Source organism: Bradyrhizobium sp. 215_C5_N1_1, from assembly GCF_052075935.1.
GTDB classification, from domain to species: domain Bacteria; phylum Pseudomonadota; class Alphaproteobacteria; order Rhizobiales; family Xanthobacteraceae; genus Bradyrhizobium; species Bradyrhizobium barranii.
Map to the genome: position 1 here is coordinate 6,905,473 of NZ_CP197228.1, position 23,363 is coordinate 6,928,835.

Annotated in this window: 21 protein-coding genes; 8 read left to right on the forward strand and 13 right to left on the reverse strand. The window is 65.6% G+C overall.

The genetic code is table 11. The annotated features are described in order from the left end of the window. Window positions 1-122: 122 nt before the first annotated feature. From AB7G19_RS33110 to AB7G19_RS33120, 3 genes are all read right to left on the reverse strand, one after another. Entirely contained in the window at window positions 123-722 is a 600-nt protein-coding gene (locus AB7G19_RS33110) for a hypothetical protein (RefSeq protein WP_085402565.1), read from the reverse strand. Window positions 723-834: 112 nt separating this feature from the next. Beyond that, window positions 835-1,821, reverse strand: coding sequence for an acrylyl-CoA reductase (NADPH) (gene acuI, locus AB7G19_RS33115; RefSeq protein WP_085402564.1), 987 nt, complete (start codon window positions 1,819-1,821; stop codon window positions 835-837). Window positions 1,822-1,862: 41 nt separating this feature from the next. After that, window positions 1,863-3,116: an MFS transporter gene (locus AB7G19_RS33120; RefSeq protein ID WP_135215921.1), complete on the reverse strand. Its 1,254-nt coding sequence runs from the start codon at window positions 3,114-3,116 to the stop codon at window positions 1,863-1,865. 337 nt (window positions 3,117-3,453) lie between these two features. On the opposite strand from AB7G19_RS33120, the gene nadA reads away from it, so the two are divergent. Genes nadA through nadC form a run of 3 tightly spaced genes read left to right on the forward strand, consistent with a single transcriptional unit; the run spans window position 3,454 to window position 7,067 of the window. Continuing rightward, window positions 3,454-4,560, forward strand: coding sequence for a quinolinate synthase NadA (gene nadA, locus AB7G19_RS33125; RefSeq protein WP_085402562.1), 1,107 nt, complete (start codon window positions 3,454-3,456; stop codon window positions 4,558-4,560). 9 nt (window positions 4,561-4,569) lie between these two features. Continuing rightward, the gene (locus AB7G19_RS33130; protein WP_135215920.1) at window positions 4,570-6,177 is read left to right on the forward strand and encodes an L-aspartate oxidase; all 1,608 of its coding nucleotides are present in this window, start codon (window positions 4,570-4,572) and stop codon (window positions 6,175-6,177) included. A gap of 11 nt (window positions 6,178-6,188) precedes the next feature. Next, window positions 6,189-7,067, forward strand: coding sequence for a carboxylating nicotinate-nucleotide diphosphorylase (gene nadC / locus AB7G19_RS33135; RefSeq protein WP_085402560.1), 879 nt, complete (start codon window positions 6,189-6,191; stop codon window positions 7,065-7,067). A gap of 108 nt (window positions 7,068-7,175) precedes the next feature. Here nadC and AB7G19_RS33140 read toward each other — a convergent pair whose 3' ends face one another. The 3 genes from AB7G19_RS33140 to AB7G19_RS33150 all read right to left on the reverse strand — a co-directional run bounded on the left by AB7G19_RS33140 (window position 7,176) and on the right by AB7G19_RS33150 (window position 12,351). Next, window positions 7,176-8,630, reverse strand: a complete 1,455-nt coding sequence (locus AB7G19_RS33140) for a cell wall hydrolase (RefSeq protein ID WP_085402559.1) — start codon at window positions 8,628-8,630, stop codon at window positions 7,176-7,178. Between the two features lie 505 nt (window positions 8,631-9,135). Beyond that, window positions 9,136-12,099 (reverse strand): pyruvate, phosphate dikinase, encoded by a 2,964-nt coding sequence (ppdK, locus tag AB7G19_RS33145; RefSeq protein WP_085402557.1) that lies wholly within the window; start codon window positions 12,097-12,099, stop codon window positions 9,136-9,138. Between the two features lie 96 nt (window positions 12,100-12,195). Then, on the reverse strand, window positions 12,196-12,351 hold the full coding sequence (locus AB7G19_RS33150) for a DUF3096 domain-containing protein (protein WP_014497329.1): 156 nt from the start codon (window positions 12,349-12,351) through the stop codon (window positions 12,196-12,198). Window positions 12,352-12,574: 223 nt separating this feature from the next. Between AB7G19_RS33150 and AB7G19_RS33155 the strand changes: the two genes are divergently transcribed. Beyond that, a complete protein-coding gene (locus AB7G19_RS33155) occupies window positions 12,575-12,928 on the forward strand; it encodes a DUF1236 domain-containing protein (RefSeq protein WP_038944551.1) in 354 nt (117 codons plus the stop codon). Window positions 12,929-13,227: 299 nt separating this feature from the next. Here the strand turns inward: AB7G19_RS33155 and glyS are convergent, their stop codons facing one another. The 6 genes from glyS to AB7G19_RS33185 form a co-directional block, all read right to left on the reverse strand. After that, the gene (gene glyS, locus AB7G19_RS33160) at window positions 13,228-15,327 is read right to left on the reverse strand and encodes a glycine--tRNA ligase subunit beta (RefSeq protein ID WP_085402556.1); all 2,100 of its coding nucleotides are present in this window, start codon (window positions 15,325-15,327) and stop codon (window positions 13,228-13,230) included. Continuing rightward, on the reverse strand, window positions 15,327-16,274 hold the full coding sequence (locus AB7G19_RS33165) for a glycine--tRNA ligase subunit alpha (RefSeq protein ID WP_028153882.1): 948 nt from the start codon (window positions 16,272-16,274) through the stop codon (window positions 15,327-15,329). Before AB7G19_RS33165 ends, glyS begins: the two co-directional genes overlap by 1 nt. Window positions 16,275-16,512: 238 nt before the next feature. Beyond that, a complete protein-coding gene (locus AB7G19_RS33170) occupies window positions 16,513-16,704 on the reverse strand; it encodes a hypothetical protein (RefSeq protein WP_071916131.1) in 192 nt (63 codons plus the stop codon). Window positions 16,705-16,808: 104 nt separating this feature from the next. Further along, on the reverse strand, window positions 16,809-17,717 hold the full coding sequence (locus AB7G19_RS33175) for a S49 family peptidase (protein ID WP_085402555.1): 909 nt from the start codon (window positions 17,715-17,717) through the stop codon (window positions 16,809-16,811). A 151-nt stretch (window positions 17,718-17,868) separates the two neighbouring features. After that, a complete protein-coding gene (locus tag AB7G19_RS33180) occupies window positions 17,869-18,699 on the reverse strand; it encodes a tRNA1(Val) (adenine(37)-N6)-methyltransferase (RefSeq protein ID WP_135215919.1) in 831 nt (276 codons plus the stop codon). Next, the gene (locus AB7G19_RS33185; protein ID WP_014497336.1) at window positions 18,692-18,919 is read right to left on the reverse strand and encodes a putative signal transducing protein; all 228 of its coding nucleotides are present in this window, start codon (window positions 18,917-18,919) and stop codon (window positions 18,692-18,694) included. The genes AB7G19_RS33180 and AB7G19_RS33185 overlap by 8 nt, the downstream gene beginning before the upstream one ends. 133 nt (window positions 18,920-19,052) lie before the next feature. Here AB7G19_RS33185 and AB7G19_RS33190 point away from each other — a divergent pair, with 133 nt between their 5' ends. From AB7G19_RS33190 to AB7G19_RS33205, 4 genes are all read left to right on the forward strand, one after another. Beyond that, window positions 19,053-20,060, forward strand: coding sequence for a polyprenyl synthetase family protein (locus AB7G19_RS33190; RefSeq protein ID WP_085402593.1), 1,008 nt, complete (start codon window positions 19,053-19,055; stop codon window positions 20,058-20,060). Window positions 20,061-20,503: 443 nt separating this feature from the next. After that, the gene (locus AB7G19_RS33195; protein WP_085402554.1) at window positions 20,504-21,019 is read left to right on the forward strand and encodes a winged helix-turn-helix transcriptional regulator; all 516 of its coding nucleotides are present in this window, start codon (window positions 20,504-20,506) and stop codon (window positions 21,017-21,019) included. A gap of 1 nt (window position 21,020) precedes the next feature. After that, the gene (gene fabF / locus AB7G19_RS33200; protein ID WP_135215918.1) at window positions 21,021-22,283 is read left to right on the forward strand and encodes a beta-ketoacyl-ACP synthase II; all 1,263 of its coding nucleotides are present in this window, start codon (window positions 21,021-21,023) and stop codon (window positions 22,281-22,283) included. A 44-nt stretch (window positions 22,284-22,327) separates the two neighbouring features. Beyond that, a complete protein-coding gene (locus AB7G19_RS33205; protein WP_135215917.1) occupies window positions 22,328-22,960 on the forward strand; it encodes a LysE family translocator in 633 nt (210 codons plus the stop codon). A gap of 64 nt (window positions 22,961-23,024) precedes the next feature. On the opposite strand, the gene AB7G19_RS33210 is transcribed toward AB7G19_RS33205, so the two are convergent. Continuing rightward, on the reverse strand, window positions 23,025-23,288 hold the full coding sequence (locus AB7G19_RS33210; RefSeq protein WP_085402592.1) for a hypothetical protein: 264 nt from the start codon (window positions 23,286-23,288) through the stop codon (window positions 23,025-23,027). Window positions 23,289-23,363 lie beyond the last annotated feature (75 nt).

Below are 23,363 nucleotides of genomic sequence, written 5' to 3' on the forward strand. Positions count from 1 at the left end.
AACTGGGACGCGAGTCGCTACCAAGGCATGAAAGCCGCCGTCCGTATGACTACGGCGCGGCGGCTTGGTGACCGATGAATATTTTCAACGACAAAATGCGCGGGCGGTCCCGCGCAGCCAGCTCACTGGGTCGAGCGGCGCAATTCCAGCGGAGCGTCGTTCCTGGCGGGCTCCGATCTGGCTTCGGACTTCACCGGCTCGAGCCGGCTGCTCTCGACACGCGGCGTCTCGACGCGCGCGGCGACTTCAGTATTGGACGCAGCGACCGAACCGGTGCGCTCCGAAGAGCGCAGCGAACGCGGACGCGCCACGGCGCGCGCCATCAGCATCTGATTGCCGCCCTGGTGGTGGAAGTCGCAATAGGCGAAGCCCATGCCCGACACCGAGCCGCGGAAGCTGCGATCGTCGGTCTTTTCCAGGTTGAAGCAGGGCTCGAACGGAATGCCCTTGATCGAGGCGCAGACGTTCTGCCCGCGGATCTGGAGCGTGTTGCCGGGCAGGCGGAGATGCTTCACCGGGCCTGCGCCCGAGAACTGCACCGCGCCGGCGGCGCCAAGGTCGTCGAGGATGCGGCCTGCGCCGCGGGTACCGTCGAAGCAGGTGAACGCGAACACCTTGCCGGCAACGAAGCGGCGCGCCTCGTCGGCGTTCATGCTTCCTGCAATGGCCGGCACAAACGTCGCTGCCGCCGTGACAGCCCCCAACACAATACGCGCAAGCATGCTCAACTCCGAACCAACCCCAGCGCGGGCGATGCCTTATCTCTTTACCCGCTGCTTACCATACTAACCAAGGCAACATTGAAGCAGCTTGGTTGGTAAAGTCTGAACGCCGTTAGACAATTTTTACCACGATGCGGCCGCGGACCTGGCCGGCGAGTATTTTCGCGCCCCATTCCGAAACTTCCTCGATCGGAATTTCATGAGTAATTTCAGATAGTTTTGTCCGATCCAGATCCGAGGCCAGACGCTGCCAGGCGGCTTTCCGCGGCTCGATCGGGCACATCACGGAATCGATGCCGAGAAGGCACACCCCGCGCAAAATGAAGGGTGCGACAGAAGACGGCAGGTCCATGCCGGCCGCCAGGCCGCACGCCGCGATTGCGCCGCCATACTTCGTCATCGACAGGAGATTCGCGAGCGTGGTCGAGCCGACGCTGTCCACGCCGCCCGCCCAGCGCTCCTTGGCGAGGGGCTTGGCCGCCGCCGACAATTCATTGCGGTCGATGATCTCGGCCGCACCGATCTCTTTCAAATAGTCGGCTTCCGAGGCGCGGCCGGTCGAGGCGATGACGTGATAACCGAGCTTCGAGAGCACGGCGGTGGCGACCGAGCCGACGCCGCCGGCCGCGCCCGTCACCACCACAGGGCCGCTCTTCGGCGACAGGCCGTGCTTCTCCAGCGCCAGCACCGACAGCATCGCGGTGAAGCCGGCCGTGCCGATCGCCATGGCGTCGCGCGCCGACAGGCCCTGCGGCAAGGCGACCAGCCAGTCGCCCTTGACCCGCGCCTTCTCGGCATAGGCACCGAGATGGGTCTCGCCCACGCCCCAGCCGGTGCAGACGACCTTGTCGCCCGCCTTCCATTGCGGATGGGAGGAGGTTTCAACCGTGCCGGCGAAATCGATGCCGGCGATCATCGGGAAGCGACGCACCACCGGCGCCTTGCCGGTGAGCGCGAGGCCATCCTTGTAGTTCAGCGTCGACCATTCCACGCCGACCGTGACATCACCGTCCATCAGTTCGGCGTCGTCGAACTGCGTGAGTGCGGCGGTGGTGCCCTTGTCCGCCTTGTCGATCCGGATCGCCTTGAATGTGGCCACGACTGAACTCCCTGGACTTGTTTCAGGGGATGTTTAGCCGATCAGGCAGGCTGCGCAACCGCTCGCTGAACCGGTTTCTCGACGATCGGAAGATTGATCAGCGCGGACAGCACGCCGAACAGGATCGAGAGCCACCAGATCGGCGTATAGGAACCGAACTTTTCGAACACGATGCCGCCGAGCCAGACGCCGAGGAAGCCGCCGACCTGATGGCTGACGAAGGCGAAGCCATAGAGCGTGGCGAGCCAGCGCGTGCCGAACATCAGCGCCACCAGCGCCGAGGTCGGCGGCACCGTCGACAGCCAGGTCAGACCGGAGACCGCACCGAATGCGATCGCCGAGAACGGCGTGATCGGGAACGAGATGAAGGCGAGCGTCGCAAGCGCGCGCGTGAAATAAATCGCGGAGAGGATGTAGCGCTTCGGCAGCGAGTTCTGGAGATAGCCGACGCTCAGCGATCCCATGATGTTGAACAGGCCGATCGCCGCGATCACCCAGCCGCCGGTTTGCGTCGAGATGCCGCGATCGACCAGGAACGCCGGCAGATGCACGGTGATGAAGGCGAGCTGGAAGCCGCAGGTGAAGAAGCCGAGCACCAGCAACACATAGGAGCGATGGCCGAAGGCTTCGGCGAGCGCTTTCGTAAAGGTCTGCTCATCCGCCGGCGCCGTGTTGGCCGTGGTTGCCACCGGCGGCGTCGAGAGCGCCAGCGACAGCGGGATGATCAGCAGCATCAGGAAGCCGAACACGGTGAGCGCCTGCTGCCAGCCGAAATTGTCGATCAGCGCGACGCCAATGGGCGCGAACAGGAACTGCCCGAACGAGCCCGCCGCGGTGCCGGCACCGAGCGCGAGGCCGCGCTTCTCGGCCGGCAACAGCTTGGTGAAGGCCGACAGCACCAGGTTGAACGAGCAGCCGGCGAGACCAAAGCCAACCATCACGCCCGCGCCGAGATTCAGCGACAGCGGCGTCGAGGAATAGCGCATCAGCAGCAGGCCGCCGGCGTAAAGCAGCGCGCCGACACACATCACCCGGAACAGGCCGAAGCGATCGGCGACCGCGCCGGCAAGGGGCTGGCCCAATCCCCACAGCAAATTCTGGAAAGCGATCGCGAGGCCGAACACGTCGCGACCCCAGGCGAATTCGTGGCTCATCGGCTGCACGAAGAACCCGAGCGCCGAGCGCGGGCCGAAGCCGAGCATGCCAATGGCACAACCGCAGAGAATGATGATCGCCGGGGTGCGCCAGGTGGAGGAACGCGAGACCGGACCGAGTTCGCCCGCTTGAGTGGACATGGGTTCCTCATCAGTCGCTGGCGGATCCGGAATAGGCAACCGCGAGTCAGGCGTTTAATGCAAATGCATGAAGATCCCAAGTCAAAAATGATTGCGTTCCACGAAGGGCTGCCGCCGGAGCATTGCGTTTCATCGCGGCCCTCCCCGACGCGCCGGGCGCGATTTGACGGGAATGTGTGCGGCTGGGGCTAGCGGCCTGCTCAGGCGCGTGTTATCTTTGATTTACTCAGATTGAGTATATGTGAGCTCTAGCGAAACCCACCGGCCCTCTCGGCCGGATTTCTCAGACCCTATATATACTCACATGGAGCATAATTAGCATTCACGGGAGGCTTCGATGCCCATCACTGGAATTTACGGCCCCGACGACTTTGCCAACCGGCCGCAGGGCCAAGTCCCCGCCCCTCCGCGCGCCATAGCAGCGCGAACCGGCCCCGCGCTGCCGAAGCCCTCACTGGAATGGACTGCGGACGTCGAGCGGGCCACTGCACCGCTCTATGAGCGCGTGAAGCACGTGATCCCCCCGATCGAGTGGCCGCTGATGGCGCCGACGATCAAGGCGATCAACGAGCTGAAGCAGGCCCGGGGCGCGGTCATCCTCGCGCACAACTATCAGGCGCCGGAGATCTTTCATTGCGTCGCCGACATCGGCGGCGACTCGCTGCAGCTCGCGGTCGAAGCGACCAAGGTGAAGGCCGACATCATCGTGCAATGCGGCGTGCACTTCATGGCGGAGACGTCAAAGCTGCTCAACCCGGACAAGACGGTGCTGATCCCAGATAGCCGCGCCGGCTGCTCGCTCGCGGACAGCATCACGGGCGCGGACGTTCGCCTGCTCCGCGAAAAATTTCCCGGCGTGCCTGTCGTCGCCTATGTCAACACCTCCGCAGAGGTGAAGGCCGAGGTCGACATCTGCTGCACCTCGTCGAACGCGGTGCAAGTGGTCGAGAGCCTGAACGCACCGACCGTGATCTTCCTGCCCGATCGCTACCTTGCAACGTATGTCGCCTCGAAGACCGACGTGAAGATCATCGCCTGGAAGGGCGCCTGCGAGGTGCACGAGCGCTTTACGGGCGAGGAGCTGCGCGCCTATCGCGACGCCGACCCGTCCGTGCAGATCATCGCGCATCCCGAATGTCCGCCTGACGTGCTGGCGGAAGCCGATTTCACCGGCTCGACCGCGCACATGATCAACTGGGTGCGCGAGCGGCGGCCACGGCGGCTAGTCATGATCACGGAATGCTCGATGGCCGACAATGTCCGCGCCGAGCTGCCTGACGTGGAGATGCTCCGCCCCTGCAATCTCTGCCCGCACATGAAGCGTATCACGCTCGCCAACATTCTGGACAGCCTGCTCACGCTTGGCGAGCAGGTCACGATCGATCCCGCGCTCGCGAAACGCGCGCGGCGTTCGGTCGAGCGGATGATCAATCTGAAGAATTGAGCGCAGAACATGCAAGACAACATCCACAATCTCACCCGCAGCACCGATGACGTCGTCATCGTCGGCGGTGGCCTCGCCGGACTCTTTTGTGCACTGAAGCTCGCGCCGCGGCCGGTAACGCTGATCTCGGCCGCCCCGCTCGGACAAGGGGCGTCGTCCGCATGGGCGCAGGGCGGCATCGCTGCGGCCGTGGCCGAAGGCGATAGCCCGGAGGCGCACGCCGCTGACACCATCGCCGTCGGCGGCGGTCTTGTCGATGAAGCGGTCGCACTCGGCATCGCGCGCGAGGCGGCGCCACGCATTCATGACCTACTCGCCTATGGCGTGCCGTTCGACCGCGACCTCGAAGGCAAGCTCGCTGTCGGCCGCGAGGCCGCGCATTCGGCGCGGCGCATCGTGCATGTGCGCGGCGACGGGGCCGGAGCCGCGATCATCGCGGCACTGAGCGAGGCCGTACGCCGCACGCCGTCGATCCGACTGATCGAAGGGCTCGTCGCCGAAGCGCTGTTGACCGAGGACGGCGCCGTCACCGGCCTTAAATTGCGCGAGGCCGGCAATCCCGCTGCACGTCCGCTCCTGCTGGCCTCTCGCGCGGTGGTGCTGGCGACCGGCGGCCTCGGCCATCTCTATGCCGTCACCACCAACCCGCCTGAGGCCAGCGGCTCCGGCCTTGCGATCGCCGCGCGCGCCGGCGCAGTCATCGCCGACCCTGAATTCGTGCAGTTCCACCCGACCGCCATCATGGTCGGCCGCGATCCGGCGCCGCTCGCAACCGAAGCGCTGCGCGGCGAAGGGGCAACGCTGATCAACGGCGATGGCGAGCGTTTCATGACGGCGCTCCATCCGCTCGCAGAGCTCGCTCCGCGCGACATCGTGGCCCGCGGCGTATTCGCCGAAATCGCGGCCGGGCGCGGTGCCTTTCTCGATGCCCGGCAGGCGCTCGGTGCGCGCTTCGCCGACAAATTCCCGACCGTGCATGCAAGCTGCATCGCGGCCGGCATCGATCCCGCCACGCAGGCCATCCCGATCGCGCCGGCGGCGCATTACCACATGGGCGGCATCGCAGTGGACGAGCGCGGCCGCAGCTCGATCGACGGGCTCTGGGCCGGCGGCGAAGTGTCGTCCACCGGCGCGCACGGCGCCAACCGGCTCGCCTCGAATTCGCTGCTGGAGGCCGTGGTCTACGCCGCCCGCATCGCCGACGACATCGCCGGCCGCGCGATCCCCTCGCCTGCCCGCCTTCCCGATGCGTTGGTGACATCGCGTGGCGGCACGCCGGACGCTGCCACCGTGAAGCGGTTGCGAACGATGATGAGCGCGCATGTCGGCGTGATCCGCAACAGTGACGGGCTTGCGGAGGCCGTGCGCAGCTTCGCCGCAGTCGAACGCGGGCCCGCAAGCATCGCACTCCGCAACATGGCGGCGTCAGCCCTGCTCGTCGCAGCTTCCGCCTGGAGCCGGCGCGAGAGCCGCGGCGCGCATTTCCGCTCCGACCATCCGGCCGATGTCCCGGCGCTGGCACAGAGAACGACGACGACGCTCACGGAGGCACGTGAGATCGCGGAGAGCCTGAGCGAGCGTCCGCTGCCACGCACCGCCCGACCGATGACCGCCTGATGGAGTCCCCCATGATCACCCCGACGTCACTGCTCTATCCCGACGCCTTCCTGTCGCCGCTTGCGATCGACGAGGCCGTGCATCGCGCACTCGACGAGGATCTCGGCCGCGCCGGCGACATCACCTCGCTTGCAACGATCCCGGAGACGACCAAGGCGCAGGCGATCCTGGTCGCCCGCCAGTCTGGCGTGATCGCCGGCTTGCCGCTGGCGCTGGCGACGCTGCAAAAGCTCTCACCCGACATCGAGGTGCGCGCACATGTCCGCGACGCCGCACGGATTGCCCGCGGCCAGCACGTGCTGACGATCACGGGCCCGGCGCGCGCCATCCTCACGGCGGAGCGGACCGCGCTGAATTTCGTCGGCCGCCTCTCGGGCGTCGCGACGCTCACGGCGGACTATGTCGCGCGCACCGAAGGCACCAAAATGCGCATCTGCTGCACGCGAAAAACCACGCCGGGATTGCGGGCGCTGGAGAAATACGCCGTGCGCTGCGGCGGCGGCTTCAACCACCGCTTCGGGCTCGACGATGCGATCCTGATCAAGGACAACCACATCGCGGTCGCCGGCGGCATCCGCCCGGTTCTGGAGCGCGCTCGTGCCCATGCCGGTCATCTCGTCAAGATCGAGATCGAGGTCGATACGCTCGCGCAACTCCGCGAGGTGCTCGGCACCGGGCTCGCCGATGCCGTGCTGCTCGACAACATGGACCTCGCGACGCTGCGCGAGGCCGTCAGGCTCAACGAGGGATGCCTCCAGCTGGAGGCATCCGGCGGCGTCACGCTGGACTCGATCGCGGCCATCGCGGCGACCGGCGTCGACTACGCCTCATCCGGCGCGCTGACGCATTCAGCGCCGAACTTCGACTGCGCGCTGGATATCGAGGCGTGAGCCACACCGTCATGGCCGGGCTTGTCCCGGCCGTCCACGCCTCGCCTCGCAACACAAAGAACGTGGATGCCCGGGACAAGCCCGGGCATGACGAACTTCCGTGAATGATTACCTTCGCTCGCTCACACCCATCTCGGCGGAGCTCTTGGCTTCCTGGGCGAGCTCGGCGGAGAGCGCGGCGGTCTGGGCCGGGGTGCCCCAGCTCGGTTCTTCGCTGCCGTCGCCCCAGGCGCGCGGGCGATAGAAGGTGTGGACGCCGGTCTTGTACATCTTCTTCATCTCGGCGACCCAGGACGGACGCACCCAGTAGGCGTGGTAGTGCGTGGACTTGCCCACTTCGGGCAGCCAGATCTGGCCGTCGAGCATCGCCTTCGAAATCTTTTTCGCGCGCTCCCACATCTCGGGCTCGCGGATCACATCGGCATTGTTGTCGCAGGCGAATGTGAACTGACACGCCAAATGGCGGTGCTTGTTCTGATAGACCGCGCCGCACACGGTGTCCGGATATTTGCCGGAGAAGACGCGGTTCATCACGACTTGCGCAACCGCCATCTGGCCACGCACGGCCTCGCCGCGCGATTCGAAATAGACGGCTTCGGCGAGACACTTCTCGGCCTTTGCGCGCGACTTGTCGTCGAGCGCGAGCCGCTCCGCCGGCGATCTGGCGCGCTGGTTGTCGGCGTTGACCTCGCCCTTCGGCGCGACGCTCTCGCCGCTTTCGATGTCCCTGGCGATCTCGGCCGACGGCGGCGACAGCGCGGCCGTCACCTTCATATCAGGATCGGGCATCACGATCAGCGGCTCGGCGCCGGGCTGCCAGCTCTCGATGCTCTCGAGATTGCCGCCGAGCGAGGAGCTCCCGAAAAACAGGTTCGAGGTCTTGACGCGGAAGGGATCGCGCGGCGCTGCGTCCGGAAGGGTCGCCCGCTTCAGCGCCTCGAGCGGCTGGACCGCGAACGCGCGCGCTGCGTCGCTGGCTTGTGGCGGATTGGCATATTGCGGCAGCGGCGGCGCACGCAGCGCTTCCTGAAGCTCGGGATCGAGCGCCGCCGCGGACTCCGGCGACATGATTTGCGGCAACGCGGCGGTCTTGGCGCCGAACACCGAGCTGTTCGATGTCGCGGGATCTTGCTGTGCCGGCGCGGCCGATGGTGCGGTCGTCTCGGGAGCCTGCGTGGGTGTGACGCTTGCGAGGCGATCCCCCTTCATGGAGCGATCGACCTTGGGAAAATCGGCGGCCTGGTAGCGCGGCGGCGTCTGAAGCGCAGGATTGCGGCCGATCGCGCCGGTGACGTCGCGACCATCGAGGCTCGCGAGGCGAACCATCGCGCTCTGCGGAAGCGACGTGCCGATCGGACGGGAAAAGCTGTAGGTGGCGAGCTGGATCGAGGACGCGGCGGAAAACACCTGCTTCTGCCAGCGCTCGGCGACGCCGGGCTGACGCGCCAGCAACGACGCGATATCCTGATAGCCGGTCTCTCTCGGCATCAATGCGAAGATGCAGAGACCGATTCCGAAGGACGCGAACCGCGCGCCCTTCGGATGGTTACGCAACACTGACATCGACACGCTCACGCTACGCTTACGCCAGAAAAATCGAACCGCAGTACGTCCGTACAATTCGATCTTTATCGTCAATATCCAATTTAGGTTGCCGGGGCGTTAATCGGCGTTGCGCGTGCGGCACACTCAAGCGATTGCAGGTGTTTTCACGGGCAATGATGCACGTTGGTAAACGCCGCCTCTCGTAAAGCGGTAAACATTCGGTCAACGCGAATGGTGAAGGAACTCTTGCGCGCGCGTATCATTACGGGACGCGTGACGAGTTCCGTTGTTTTTGCGCAGTGTGTCCGCTTCATCGGTGTCATGCCCCGGCTTGACCGGGGCATCCAGTACGCCGCGGCCTGTCCGCTCAACCACAACGGCCTCGGCGTACTGGATCGCCCGGTCAAGCCGGGCGATGACAGTGAGTGTGGGCGCTCGCAAATGAAGTGTGGGTGGAGTGTCGCCTCAAATGAAAGAGGCGGGGCCTAGCCCCGCCTCTTCGCATTCAACATTTCAAATCGGCTTACGCCTGGCTCGCGATCGCCTTGCCGAGCGCCGCCTGCGCCGCGGCGAGACGGGCGATCGGCACGCGGTAGGGTGAGCAGGAGACGTAGTCGAGGCCGATATCGTGGCAGAAGGCGACGGAGGCGGGATCGCCGCCGTGCTCGCCGCAGATGCCGACCTTGAGCTTCGGGCGCGTCTTGCGGCCGCGCGCGACGCCGATCTTGACGAGCTCGCCGACGCCTTCCTGGTCGAGCGCGACGAAGGGATCGACCGGGAGGATGCCCTTGGACACGTAGGTCCCGAGGAAGCTCGCGGCATCGTCGCGGCTGATGCCGTAGGTGGTCTGCGTGAGGTCGTTGGTGCCGAACGAGAAGAACTCCGCGCTCTCGGCGATCTCGGCCGCGAGCAGGCAGGCGCGCGGCAGCTCGATCATGGTGCCGACCTGGTAGGCGATCTTGGTGTTGGTGTCGCGCATCACGGCTTTCGCGGTGGCATCGATGCGCGCCTTGACGAGGTCGAGCTCGGCCTTGGTGGCGATCAGCGGCACCATCACCTCGAGGCCGACGGCCTTGCCGGTGCGCTTCTCGGCCTCGACTGCGGCTTCGAAGATCGCACGCGCCTGCATCTCGGCGATTTCAGGATAGGCGATTGCGATGCGGCAGCCGCGGAAGCCGAGCATCGGATTGAACTCCGAGAGCTCGCGCGCACGGTCGGCCAGGCGCCGCGGGTCGGTGTTCATGGCGCGCGCCACTTCCTCGACCTCGGCATGGGTGTGCGGCAGGAATTCATGGAGGGGAGGATCCAGAAGTCGGATCGTGACGGGCAGGCCCTTCATGATCTCGAACAGCTCGACGAAGTCGGCGCGCTGCATCGGCAGCAGCTTGGCCAGCGCGGCGCGGCGCGACTGCTCGTCCTCGGAGAGGATCATCTCGCGCACCGTGCGGATGCGCGTCTCCTCGAAGAACATGTGCTCGGTGCGGCACAGGCCGATGCCTTCCGCGCCGAACTTGATCGCGGTGCGCGCATCCTCCGGCGTGTCGCCGTTGACGCGCACGCCGATCTTGCGGACCTGGTCGGCCCATTTCATCAGCGTGCCGAACTCGCCGGACAGCTCCGGCTCGATCATCGGCATGCGGCCGGCGAGCACCTGGCCGAGCGAGCCGTCGATGGTGATGACGTCGCCGGTCTTGAAGGTGCGGGAGCCGATGCTCATGGTGCCGCGGCCGTAATCGACGCGGATGGTGCCGCAGCCGGAGACGCAGGGCTTGCCCATGCCGCGCGCGACCACCGCCGCGTGCGAGGTCATGCCGCCGCGGGTGGTCAGGATGCCTTCGGCGGCGTGCATGCCGTGGATGTCTTCCGGGCTGGTCTCGATGCGGACCAGGATCACCTTGCGCCCGTCGGCCTGGAGCTTGGCCGCCTCGTCCGAGGAGAACACGATCTCGCCGGAGGCAGCACCGGGCGAGGCCGGCAGGCCGGTCGCGATCACGTCGCGCTTGGCGTCGGGATCGATGGTCGGATGCAGCAGCTGGTCGAGCGAGGCGGGATCGATCCGCGTCACCGCTTCCTTCTTCGAGATCAGCCCTTCATTGGCGAGCTCGACCGCGATGCGCAGCGCCGCCTTGGCGGTGCGCTTGCCGCCGCGGGTCTGGAGCATCCACAGCTTGCCCTGCTCGACCGTGAACTCCATGTCCTGCATGTCGCGGTAGTGCTTCTCGAGCAGCGTGTAGATCCGCGTCAGCTCCTTGAAGGCTTCCGGCATCGCCGCTTCCATCGACGCCTTGTCGGAACCGGATTCCTTGCGCGCTTCCTCGGTGATGTCCTGCGGCGTGCGGATGCCCGCCACCACGTCCTCGCCTTGCGCGTTGATCAGGAATTCGCCGTAGAGCTTGCTCTCGCCGGTCGAGGGGTTGCGGGTGAAGGCAACGCCGGTCGCCGACGTCTCGCCCATATTGCCGAACACCATGGCCTGCACGTTGACCGCGGTGCCCCAGGATTCCGGAATGTCGTGCAGCCTGCGATAGGTCACCGCACGCGCGTTCATCCAGGATGAGAACACCGCGCCGATCGCGCCCCAGAGCTGGTCGTGCGGGTCCTGCGGGAAATCCTTGCCGGTCTCGCGCGCGACCGCGTCCTTGTACTTGCCGACCAGCCCGACCCAGTCCTCGGCGCTGAGGTCCGTATCGAGCGAATAGCCCTGGCTGTCTTTGAAGGTGTCGAGGATTTCCTCGAAGTGATGATGCTCGAAGCCGAGCACCACGTCCGAATACATCGTGATGAAGCGGCGATAGCTGTCATAGGCGAAGCGACGGTCGCCCGACAGTTCCGACAGCGCTTCCACGGTCTCGTCGTTGAGGCCGAGATTGAGCACGGTGTCCATCATGCCCGGCATCGAGGCACGCGCGCCGGAGCGCACGGAGACGAGCAGCGGGTTCTTGACGTCGCCGAACACCTTGCCGGTCAACTTGCCGACATGGTCGAGCGCCTTCTCAACCTGCGACTGCAATTCCTTCGGATAGGACTTGTCGTGTGCGTAGAAGTAGGTGCAGACCGAGGTCGGGAGGGTGAAGCCGGGAGGCACGGGAAGGCCGAGATTGGCCATCTCGGCGAGGTTGGCGCCCTTGCCGCCAAGCAGGTCGCGCATCTCCGTCCGGCCCTCGGCTTTGCCGTCGCCGAACGTGAACACCCATTTGCCGGCCTTGGCCGCGGCTGGCGCCGCCTTGGCGGGCGCGGCCTTTTTGGGGGCGGGCTTCACGGCAACCTTCGGCGCAGCCGACTTGGTCGCAGCCTTCGCCGCGGGCTTCGGAGCGGGCTTTGCAGCCGACTTTACAGCCGCCTTGGCGACCGGCTTCGGGGCGCTCTTCAAGGTGCTCTTGGCGAGCGCCTTGCGAGCCGCCGGCGCGGCTTTCGCCGCGGCGGAGGACTTTGATTTCGCTGGCGTTTTCGCTGGAGTTTTATTGGGCTTCGAGGCGGCTTTGGCCATAGCTTGCACACAACCTGCGAGAGGAAAGGGAAATCGCGCGCCTTACACCACTTTGGGCAGGCCCGCGCAAGTCGAAGAGTTCCGGAAAATGAAGGCCTAGAGATGGAGCCACTTCAACAATCCGAGCCCGATCGCACCATTTATGATGAGAAAGATCGCGACGATCAGGTTGAGAAGGCGCGGCATGATCAGGATGAGCACGCCCGCAAGCAGCGACAGAAGCGGCGAGATGTGGGCGACGGTGATGTGCATGAATTGTCTTTCCGTGACGTGAGGCGAATCGCGGCTGGATCATACCGGACCGGGTTCCGCGGGTAGAGACGCACAAGGCGCGAACAGGTTCCCGGCTTCGCGAAAACTGCCCGAAATTGCCGCTGATGCGGCAGGGCTTTTCCCGGAACATTGCGAAGGGGACATGCATTGGCAACCGGTCGCGCCAGTAGCGCCGGCTGAAATCAGTTCGAAGGAGTTGCCCATGCGGAACAGGATTCTCGCCCTCGCTGCGCTTGGCGCCGCGCTCGGCTCGCCGATCGCAGCGTCTGCGCAATCCGGTCTCACCGTTGGCCGCGCGCCTGTTGTCGTCGACAGCGGCCCGACGATTGCGGTCGAACAGAGGCCGGCATTCCGCGAATATGTCGTCGAGCAACGTGTGCCGGCCTTCCGTGTCCCGGATCGCGTGGTGGTCGGCGCCACCTTACCTGAAAGCGGCGTCACTTATTATGACGTGCCGCAACGTTTCGGCGCCACCACCTACCGCTACACCGTCGTAAACGGCGCAACCGTGCTGGTCGAGCCGCGCTCGCGGCGCGTCGTCGAGGTGATGGATTAGATTCTCGTCTGAACGCGTTTTCTTCACGCGAACCGGTATCCACTTCGCTTGAAAACGCTTCCGATCAACTCGATGTCCGGCGTGTCACTTCAATCAGGCTGGCGCGCATCGCGAAGTACGGACATCAGGCCCCGCCCGGTTCTCCCCCCGCCGGGCGGGGCTTTTTTGTGTGGTCGTCATTCCGGGGCGCGCCACTTCGCGCGAGCCCGGAATCCATTTCTCTACGTCACGCGCGGCTCAATGGATTCCGGGCTCGTGCTTCGCACGCCCCGGAATGACACCGTTGTTGTGGCCCCGCCTCAATCCTGGATCTTCGAGAAATCCGCGACCGCACGCGTGGCGCTGCGGATCTCGTTGAGCAGCTTCAGCCTGTTTTCACGCACCTTCGGATCGTCGTCGTTGACGCGAACCTTCTCGAAGAACGCATCGACCGGCGGACGCAGCTTTGCCATCGCGCTCATCGCGGCGGCAAAGTCTTCCCTGGCGACGGCAGCGCTTGCTTCCGCCTGCACCTCGCCGATCGCCTTCGCCAGCGCCTTCTCCTCATCGAGGCCATAGAGCGCAGCATCCGGCGCACCGTCGAACGCGCGCTTGTCCTTCTTCTCCTCGATGCCGAGGATGTTGCTGGCGCGCTTGATACCAGCGAGCAAGTTCTTGCCGTCATCGCTCTCGAGGAACTTGCCGAGCGCCTCGACGCGGCGGACGATCATCAGGAGATCGTCCTGGCCGCCGAGGGCGAACACGGCGTCGACGAGATCGTGCCGTGCGCCCTGCTCGCGCAGCTGGACCTTCAGGCGATCGGCGAAGAAGGCGAGGAGATCGCTTGGAAGCTTCTCCGTATCGGCCGACTTCACCGACAGGCCCGCGAGTGCAGATGCTGCCACCTTCATGAGCGACAGACGCAGGTTGTTCTCAGCGATCAGCCTGATCACGCCCAGCGCCGCGCGCCGCAGCGCATACGGGTCCTTGCTGCCGGTCGGCTTCTCGTCGATCGCCCAGAAGCCGACGAGCGTGTCGATCTTGTCTGCAAGTGCGACCGCAACGCTGACCGGATCGGTGGGTACGCGATCCGCGGGGCCCTGCGGCTTGTAGTGCTCCTCGCACGCGGCGGCGACAGAGGCATCCTCGCCCTGGGCCAGCGCGTAGTACTTGCCCATCAAGCCCTGCACTTCCGGGAATTCACCGACGACTTCGGTCAGCAAATCGGCCTTGGCGAGATGCGCGGCACGCGTGGCCTTCGCGACATCGGCACCGACCAAAGGCGCGATCTCGGCGGCGAGACGTTCGATGCGTTTGATGCGCGCAGCCTGAGTCCCGAGCTTCTCGTGGAACACGATCTGCTCGAACTTCGGCAGCCGATCCTCGAGCTTCGTCTTCAGGTCCGTCTCATAGAAGAACTTCGCATCCGACAGGCGCGGACGGATCACGCGCTCGTTGCCTGATACGATAGTCTTGCCGCCGTCGGCCGCCTCGATATTGGCGGTGAGGACGAACTTGTTGGTCAGCTTGCCCGTCTTGGAATCCCTGACGACGAAGCACTTCTGGTTGTTGCGGATGGTGGCGCGGATCACCTCTTCCGGGATCGCGAGATATTCCGGCTCGAACGATCCCATCATGACGACGGGCCATTCGACGAGGCCCGAAACCTCGTCGAGCAGCACCTGATCCTCGACCAGCTCAAACCCTTGCGCGAACGTCAGCTCCTTGGCGTCAGCGAAGATGATGTCCTTGCGCGCCTGCGGATCGAGGATGACTTTGGCGGCCTTCAGCTTCGCTTCGTAGTCCTCGAAGCGGCGTACGTTGATCGCCGCCGGCGCCATGAAGCGATGACCGTAGGTGGTCTGGCCTGTCTCGATGCCGTCGATCGAGAATTTGACGACATCGGGATCTTCCGTTTCGGGCCCGAACGTCGCGGTGATCGCGTGCAGCGGACGCACCCAGCTCAGCGATCCCGGTTTTCCGGAGCGCGCGCCCCAGCGCATCGATTTCGGCCAGGGGAAGGTGCGGATGATGACCGGCAGAATCTCGGCGAGCACGTCGATCGCGTCGCGGCCGGGCTTTTCGATCAGCGCGATGTAGAAGTCGCCCTTCGGGTCGCGCTGGATCTTGGCTTCGTCGAGCGAGTTTAGACCCGTCGCCTTCAGAAAACCCTGCACGGCCGCATCGGGCGCGCCCATTTTCGGACCGCGGCGTTCGGTCTTCAGGTCAGGCTGACGCGCGGGGATGCCATGCACGGTCAGTGCAAGGCGGCGCGGCGTCGCGAACGCTTTCGCACCCTCGTAGACGAGGCCCTCGGCGACCAGCTTGTCGGTGACCATGCGGCGCAGATCGTCGGCCGCCTTGGCCTGCATGCGCGCGGGGATTTCTTCCGAGAACAGTTCAAGCAAAAGATCGGGCATCAGGCCGCTCCGCCCGCTTCAGTATGGATCCAGGCCTCGCCGCAGGCCTTTGCCAGCTCGCGCACGCGAAGAATGTAGCTCTGCCGCTCGGTCACGGAGATCACGCCGCGCGCGTCGAGCAGGTTGAAGACATGGCTCGCCTTGATGCACTGGTCATAGGCCGGCAGCGCCATCAGGTGCGCCTCGCGCTTGCCGGACTCTGAGTTTTTTTGCCAGCCGGCGTCGAGGTACTTCCGGCAGGCGGCTTCCGCCATCTTGAACTGCTCGAACAGCATCGCGGTGTCGGCGACTTCGAAATTGTGCTTCGAATATTCACGCTCGGCCTGCAGGAACACGTCGCCATAGGTCACCTTGGCGTCGCCCTCGCGGCCGTTGAAGTTGAGGTCGTAGACGCGATCAACGCCCTGTACATACATCGCGAGGCGCTCGAGCCCATAGGTGAGCTCGCCGGCAACAGGCGCGCACTCAAATCCCGCGACCTGCTGGAAATAGGTGAACTGGCTGACTTCCATGCCGTCGCACCAGCATTCCCACCCTAAGCCCCAGGCACCCAGCGTCGGGCTCTCCCAATCGTCCTCGACGAAGCGGATGTCGTGCACGGCGGAATCGATGCCGATCGCGGCGAGCGACTTCAGGTACAGCTCCTGAAGATTCGGCGGCGACGGCTTCATGATCACCTGGAACTGGTAGTAGTGCTGCATCCGGTTCGGATTCTCGCCGTAGCGGCCGTCCTTGGGCCGGCGCGAGGGCTGCACATAGGCGGCGTTCCAGGGCTTCGGCCCGAGCGCGCGCAGCGTGGTCGCCGGATGGAAGGTGCCCGCGCCCATTTCCATGTCGTAGGGCTGCAGGATCACGCAGCCCTGCTCGGCCCAGAACCGCTGGAGCGCGAGGATAAAGCCCTGGAACGAGCGTTCCGGGCGCATATGGGCGGGCAATGAGGCGTCCATCGTCAGATCAGGCTCTCGCGGGGGGGTTGAATCGCGCGGGACCGTATCGACGGCGGGGATGGGAATCAAGGCAAAGGGGGCCTGGAAAGCGGCCCTGTGCTCCGTCATGGCCGGGCATAGCCGTCCGAAGGACGGCGTCACTTCCGCTCGCCTATGTCCCGGCCATCCACGACCTTGGTCGCGGTACGAAGAACGTGGATGCCCGGGACAAGCCCGGGCATGACGCGAGTGGCGCTACCTAGCCGGGCCGATACGCTCCGGTCACGGGGTCACGTTTCAGCTTCTGAATATCCCCGGCATGGGCGGCTTCAGCGACGCGCGACAGGCGCATCTCCTCCAGCTCATGGTTGATCCGGACAGCGGTCTTGTAGGCCCAGCGGACCACGGCAAGCCCGCCCAGGACGCCCGCGAAAGCGACAAACGGCGGCATCGGTCGATCCTTGTCTAGTGCTCAGCCCCCACAGACATTCTTGCGCAGACCGGGCCGCGCCGCAATTGGCTCGGCCCGGACCAAATGGCGCGGGAGGGTGTCGCCTAGAACCCGAATTTCGCCCAAATCGCCCGCGTCTCGACCGCCGAGATCAACTCGTCCGGCAGGCCGGCCATTGATTCCATGGCCGAAAGCTGGCCCGCACCGGGCGATTTCCGCCCCAAAAGGCCCGAGAGCAGACCGGTCGGCGGCGCAATCACAGGGGTGAGAACCTTCTCGCCATAGCGGGCACGAAGAGTTGAGCGGAGATCGCCGATGCCGTCAGCGAGCCCCAGCGCGATCGAACTCTCGCCGGCCCAGTATTCGCCGGTGAACAGGGTGTCGTCGGCGCCTTTCAGCCGCGCGCCGCGGCTCTCCTTCACCAGCGCGATGAAGATCTGGTGGATCTCGCGCTGGAGCGCCTTCAGCTTCGCCACGTCGTCGGGGTTTTCCGGGAGGAACGGATCGAGCATCGCCTTGTGCGCGCCGGCCGTGTAGAGCCGCCGCTCGATGCCGAGCCGCCTGATCGCCTCCTGGAAACCAAAACTGCCGCCGACCACGCCGATCGAGCCCAGGATGGAAGACGGATCGCAGATGATCTCGTCGCCGGCGCAGGCGATCATGTAGCCGCCGGACGCCGCGACGTCCTCGACGAACACCAGCACGGGCAGCTTCTTCTCCGCCGCGAGCTGCTTGATGCGCAGATAGATCTGGCGCGACTGCACCGGCGAGCCGCCGGGCGAATTGATCACCAGCGCCACCGCCTTGGCGTTCCGGTACGAAAACGCCCGCTCCAGCACCCGCGCGACGCCCGCAAGCGTCATGCCCGGGCGCAGCGGCGTCACCGCACCGATCACACCGGACAGCCGCACCACCGGCACCACCGCCGTGCCGGGACGGAAGCGCGCCGGCAGATATTGCATGAGCTTGTCGGCCAGGCCGGAACCCTCACGATCGTTCAATTGTTCGGCCATGCCGTTACCTCTGCTTAACCATTTCTTATCACGCGACTGTCATTGGAAGTGCCCGGAACGTGTTTTGCAGATTCCCCGTTAGGAAGCTGCAATGAGGCAGCGGAGAACACCATGAAAATCTATCTGCTGTTGCTGCTGGTCGGTGCGCTGTTCATGGCGATCCGTCTGACGACCCCGCAAGAGCAGCAGTCGGAATCGCTTCCGCAGTAGGCCGTCGCGGCTCCGCCAGCGGCAAGAACGCCCTCCCTTCCAGAATCTCCCTCACCTGATTTTTAGGCACGCCTGACTCGTCGTTGAGCATGAGGCCCGGCAGCAGCCGCGTCGGAGCCCGGCCGCCTTTGATTGCGCGCACCAGCACGCGGATCGCGGGCCGTCCTGCCTCGCCGTGAACCGGCAGGATCGACAGGCTTCCAAAACCACGTGACAGCGCTGCCAAAACCTCCTCGATTCCATCGGCGCGCCAGATCAAGGTCAGCGCGCCACCCGATCGGAGGATGCGCCGCGCCGCATGCACCCATGCATTCAGCGTCTCCTCGCTCGCAACATGCGCGGTGCGGCGCGTCTGATCGGACGAACCGCGATGGCGTGCGGGATCGTTGAAGGGTGGGTTCATCAGCACCACGTCGACGCTGTCGGGCGCGAGGCCATTAGCCGCAAACGCCTGTGCGTCGGCCGTAACGTCGAGCACGATCGTCTCCGCGGCGATCGCATTCGCCGCCGCATTGGCGCGCGCGAGTTCCGCCAGTTCCGGATCGATCTCGACCTGGCTGAGGCTGATTCCCGCGACGCGCCGGCCAAGCGCCAGCCCGGCGGTGCCGATGCCGGCGCCCAGATCGACGACACGGTCGCCCGCCTGCGCTTCCGTCGCCGCCGCGAGCAGGATGGCGTCATGCCCGGCGCGGTGGCCGGACCGCTTCTGCTTCAAGCGCAATTGCCCGCCGAGAAAGGCGTCCTCGGTGAAGTCTGTGACGACGTCAATCATCGCCGCGCAGTTCATGACTGAGGCCGGCCTCGGTGAGGAGCTCCCTGGCCTCCTGGGCGTCATCCTCATGGACCAGGATCCGCCGCGGCAGGATACCCAGCGAGCCCTCGATAATGCTCATGTTCTGGTCCAGCACCAGATGATGGATGTTGGCGCCGTCGAGCAGCGCGCCGATCGCCGACACCAGCACCATGTCGTTGGTCCGAACCAGTTCACGCAAAACGCAGGTCTCCTGCCTGAAAGGGGCTAAAGCGGCAAATGTCAATGGTTCCGCGGCACTTGCCGCATCCGCTGCCAGTTTCTATTGTATTTGCATCAGAATAGCCCCTCCGGGGCAAATATTGGAGACCGGCGTGGCCGTCATCGTACCTTTCGAAACTCCCGGCGCGTCGATCGAACAGCTGGTTGCCCTTGTCGCTGGTGACATGGAGCGCGTCAACGCCACGATCCTGTCGCGGACCGGGTCGGATGTCACCATGATCCCGGAGGTCGCCAACCACCTCATCTCCTCCGGCGGCAAGCGCCTGCGGCCCATGCTGACGCTCGCCATGGCCAACCTCGCCGGCTACGCCGGCGACGGTCACATCAAGCTCGCTGCAAGCGTCGAGTTCATGCATACCGCGACGCTCCTTCACGACGACGTGGTCGACGAGAGCGAGATGCGCCGCGGCAAGCTGTCGGCGCGCATGCTCTGGGGCAATGAGGCGAGCGTGCTGGTCGGCGACTTCCTGCTCGGCCAGGCGTTCCGCATGATGGTCGAGGTCGGCTCGCTCCGCGCGCTCGACATCCTCTCCGCGGCCGCCGCCACCATCGCCGAGGGCGAGGTGATGCAGCTTGCCGCCGCCAAGAACACCGCGACCACCGAGGACGAATATCTCGCCGTGATCCGCGGCAAGACCGCCGAGCTGTTTGCGGCCGCCTGCGAGGTCGGCCCCGTGATCGCCAACCGCCCGAAGGCGGAGCAGACCGCGTGCCGCTCGGTCGGCATGAATCTCGGCATCGCCTTCCAGCTCGTCGACGACGTGCTCGACTATGGCGGCAAGAGCGCCAAGCTCGGCAAGAACACCGGCGACGATTTCCGCGAGGGCAAGATCACGCTGCCGGTCGTGCTCGCCTTCCGCCGCGGCAACGACACCGAGCGCGCCTTCTGGATCCGCGCGCTGGAGCGCGGCGAGATCGGCGACACCGACCTCGACCACGCCCTGGGCCTGATGAACAAGCATCGCGCGCTCGAGGACACGCTCAGCCGCGCTCAGCACTACGGCGCCATGGCCGTCGACGCGCTGGCGCTGTTCCCGTCCTCACCGATGAAGAGCGCGCTGGAGCAGGTGGTCGCGTTCTGTCTGGCCCGGTCGCACTAGGCGACAAAGGCTGACGCTCTTTCCACGTCGTCATTGCGAGCGCAGCGAAGCAATCCAGAATCCCTCCGCGGGACAGTCTGGATTACTTCGCTGCGCTCGCAACGACGGAGAGCTAGGCAACGGCGCATTCCCTCTCTTGTCCCGGACGCGCTGCAGCGGGAAACGCTGCTGCGCGGAGCCGGGAAGCGACACGCAAGGCTCTCCGCAACATGGGCCCCGGCTCTGCAGCGCACCGCCAAGAGGCGCTGCGCTGCGTCCGGGGCACGATAGCGGCTATCCGGCGGCTACCTTAAATCCCACCACCAGCCTGCTTTCACATACTCACCGCTCGCCCGCTGCGCACCTCACCGCCAGCCCCGCCTCCGCATCCTCACCGCTCACTCTACCTGCCGCCGCCTGCCCAGTGACTTGCATTTTGCAAGCCACTCTCCTACGCTCCCGCCATGCAGCCGAAATCCCCCTCCATCCTGGAATGCCCGGTCGGCCGCGCCGTGGAGACGGTCGGCGAATGGTGGAGCATCCTGATCTTGCGGGATGCCTTCCAGGGCGCGACGAAGTTCGACGAATTTTCGCAAAGCCTCGGCATCGCGCCGAACATCCTGTCGCGGCGCCTTGCCCATCTCACCGAGAGCGGCATGTTCATCCGCCGCCGCTATCACGAACGGCCGCCGCGGTACGAATATGTGCTGACGGAGAAGGCGCGGGATTTCTTCCCTGTGGTCGTGGCACTGCTGGCCTGGGGCAACAGGCATCTCGCGCCCAAGGGCGAATCCATCATGCTGGCGAATCGGAGCGACGCTCGCCCGTTCGATCCGATCGTGGTCGATGCCGCCGACATGCGTCCGATCACCCTCGCCAATGCGGTCGTCGTCCCGGGTCCCCGCGCCAGCCGCGGGATGCGCAAGCGGCTCGGCTCGCTCAAAGCCATGAACCCGGCCGTTGCGCCGGCTGGAGACTGACATGCGTCGTATCGTCGTGACGGGAATGGGAGCGGTGTCGCCGCTCGGCTGCGGTGTTGAACTGTCCTGGCGCCGGCTGCTCGCCGGCCAGAGTGGGCTGCGCCCTCTGCCGGAATGGTCGCAGGCACTGCCCGCGCGCATTGCCGGTCTCGTGCCCGACAAGGCCGACGATGCCGAAGGCGGCTTCGACCCCGCGCAAGCTGCCGCGCCAAAAGACCAGCGCAAGATGGACCGCTTCATCCTGTTCGCCCTGCTCGCCACCGCAGAAGCGGTCGCGCAGGCCAGATGGACGCCGCAGGACGCGGCGACATTGGAGAGAACCGCGACGATCATCGCTTCCGGCGTCGGCGGCTTCCCGGCAATGGCGGAGGCGGTGCGCATCACCGAGCAGCGCGGCGCGCGCCGGCTCTCGCCCTTCACCATCCCCTCGTTTCTCGCCAATCTCGCCGCCGGCCACGTCTCGATCAAATACGGCTACAAGGGCGCGCTGGGCACACCGGTCACGGCCTGTGCCGCCGGCGTCCAGGCGATCGGCGATGCCGCGCGCATGATCCGTGCAGGCGAAGCCGATGTCGCGATCTGCGGCGGCGCGGAGGCCTGCATCGATATCGTCAGCATCGGCGGCTTTGCCGCGGCCCGCGCACTGTCGAGCGGATTCAACGACGAGCCCGCGCGCGCCTCGCGCCCGTTCGATCGCGACCGCGACGGCTTTGTCATGGGCGAAGGCGCGGGCATCCTGGTGATCGAGGAGCTGGAGCATGCACTGGCGCGCGGCGCCTCCCCGATTGCGGAAATCGTGGGCTACGGCACGACGGCGGACGCCTATCACATGACGTCGGGCCCGCCCGATGGCGACGGCGCCCGCCGTGCCATGGAGATCGCGCTCCGCCAGGCGAAGCTTGCGCCCGCGGATTTGCAACATTTGAACGCGCATGCGACGTCGACGCCGGCCGGCGACGAAAGCGAGCTCGGCGCGATCGCCGCGCTGTTCGGCCGCAACCGGAACATCGCGGTGAGCGCGACGAAATCGGCCACCGGCCATCTGCTCGGCGCTGCCGGCGGACTCGAGGCGATCTTCACCGTCCTCGCCTTGCGCGACCAGGTCGCGCCGCCGACGCGCAATTTCGAAAACGCAGATCCCGGCGCTGATGGCATCGACATCGTCGCAGGCAGCGCGCGGCCGATGCCGATGCTCAACGCCATCTCCAACGGATTTGGCTTCGGCGGGGTGAATGCCAGCGTGATCTTCCGCCGGATGGGCTGAACGAGAGGCCTTGTAATCGCGGCACGCTTCGTTACCAAACCGGGATGATCGAAACGAATTTCTGGCTGTTCCTGGCCGCAGCGTGTCTCATTGCCGCCGTTCCCGGCCCCGGCATCTTCTACGTCGCGGCACGGACCTTGTCCGAAGGACGCGCCAGCGGCTTTGCGTCAACCGCGGGCACCGCGCTGGGCGGGCTGGTTCATGTCGTCGCGGGCAGCCTCGGCGTCTCCGCGATCATCCTTGCCAGTGCGGAGCTGTTTGCCGTCGTGAAATTCATCGGCGCGCTCTATCTGGTCTGGCTCGGCATCAAGACCTTCCGCAGCGCCGGCCGCGCGCTCTCGCTGGAGAACGAGCCCGTCGGCGACAGGCGCGCGTTCCGCGACGGCGTGCTGGTCGAGGCGCTGAACCCGAAGACCGCCGCATTCTTCCTCGCCTTCATTCCGCAGTTCCTCGATCCCGCGGGATCGAGCCCCACGCTGCAATTCATCGTGCTCGGCGCGATCTCGGTGATCCTGAACACGCTCGCCGATGTCGTCGTCGTGCTGATGGCAACTGCAACGCGCACGCAGCTGATTGGCAGGCCACATCTGATGCGGCGTCTCACGCAGGGCTCGGGCGTCTTCATCGCCGGCCTTGGCCTCTCGCTCGCGCTGGCGCGGCGGCCGGTGCAGGGCTAGCTCGCGTCATTCCCGACGGGCATCCACCGAAAAAAGAAAGGGGCCGCAGCCCCTTTCTCAGATTTCACCAGTGGTGCCAATGATGCCAGCGGTGCCAGCGAGCCCAATGATGCCAGCGCCAGCCGTCACCCCAATGATGGTGCCAGCCGTAACCACCCCAGTAGTGCGGATGGTAGTAGCCTCCATGGTAGTGGCGTTGCCAGCAATGGCCCCATTCATTGCAGACATAGCCGGTCGGCACCTCGATCGGTGCTGCTGACGCAGCCCCGCTCGACAGCGTGACCCCGCCAAGTGCGGCAAGGCCGACAAACGCAGATACAAGTTTCATGATGTTCACCTCCTAACATCCGTTGGAGGCGATGAGTGCGTCCTGCGTTCGGCGCCTTACGCAGGTTTAATACCG